General features: G+C 61.4%; 1 protein-coding gene. It reads right to left on the bottom strand.

The window, feature by feature from the left end; all coding sequences use genetic code 11:
• Positions 1–9: 9 nt before the first annotated feature.
• Complete coding sequence (locus KNP95_RS15915; protein ID WP_214834294.1) at positions 10–945, bottom strand: IS30 family transposase; 936 nt, start codon at positions 943–945, stop codon at positions 10–12.
• Positions 946–1057: the final 112 nt, after the last annotated feature.

The raw sequence follows: 1057 nt of genomic DNA, 5'->3' as shown, positions 1-1057 counted from the left end.
GACGGTTTGTCAAATTAAGCGCAACACTTCCTCCGTGAAGGCCTCGTGTGCGGTCTTCCAGCCCAGGCATTTGCGTGGGCGGCCGTTGATCTTGGCGAGCGCGTCCACGATCTCTCCTTGGCCGACCGTCGCGAAGTCCGATCCTTTCGGGAAGAACTCGCGCAGGAGGCCGTTGGCGTTCTCGTTGCTGCCGCGCTGCCACGACGAGTACGGGTCGGCGAAATACATCGGCACGCCGAGTGTCGCCCGGACGCGCTCGTGACAGCTGAACTCCTTGCCCCGGTCCGTCGTCGCCGTCTTGAACGTGCCCGCTGGGAAGGCGGCGTGGACCGTGTGAATCGCCTCCTCCATCGAGGCCGCGCTGCGGTCCGCGATCGGCAGCGCGAGGTAGAACCGGCTCTTCCGCTCGACGAACGTCGCGACGCACGCCCTCGATTTCCCTCGTCCGGAGACGACGGTGTCGAGCTCCCAGTGGCCGAATGTCTCGCGTGTGCGCACCTCTCTCGGACGTTTGGTGATGGACAGACCGATGTTGAACCGACCACGTGTCTCCATCGGTTTCTGGCGCTTGCCCTTTTGGCGGAGCACGGTCACCGGCACGTCGATCAGCCCCGAATAGATCCAACGATAGATGGTCGAGAAGGCGATTTTCCCGTCGAAGAGACGACCCACGATCTGTTCCGGGGACCAGGTCGCCCGCAGCTTCTCGATGATCGTCCGGCGCATCATGTCGTCGAGCTTCGTCTTGGCGCCGCAGTTTCGCTTCGCCTTGGCGTAGCGCTCCTGTGCGCGTTCGGCCGTGTAGCCGGGGTTCCTTCTGATCTCCCGCGAGACGGTCGAGGGCTGTCGCCCGAGCCGTCTCGCGATGGACCGGATGGACATCCCGAGCTCCAGGTAGGTCTCTATTTTCACGCGTTCCGCTGTGGTAAGATGGGTGTAGCTCATAGCGATTCCTCCGTCTGAATGTGTGTTGTGGTGACTTCATTCTACACGAGGCCGTCGCTATGGGCTTTTTTGCGTTCACGTTCAGGTGTTGCACTTAATTTTATAATTCATC

Origin of the sequence: Exiguobacterium sp. s36 (genome assembly GCF_018618345.1) — a bacterium.
GTDB lineage: Bacteria > Bacillota > Bacilli > Exiguobacteriales > Exiguobacteriaceae > Exiguobacterium > Exiguobacterium chiriqhucha.
The sequence above is the reverse complement of the archived record's forward strand: the minus strand, read 5'-3'. Positions and strand labels throughout refer to the sequence as shown.

Coding starts and splice junctions, on each gene's coding strand:
- KNP95_RS15915 (WP_214834294.1), bottom strand. CDS start 945: ATGAGCTACACCCATCTTACCACAGCGGAACGCGTGAAAATAGAGACC.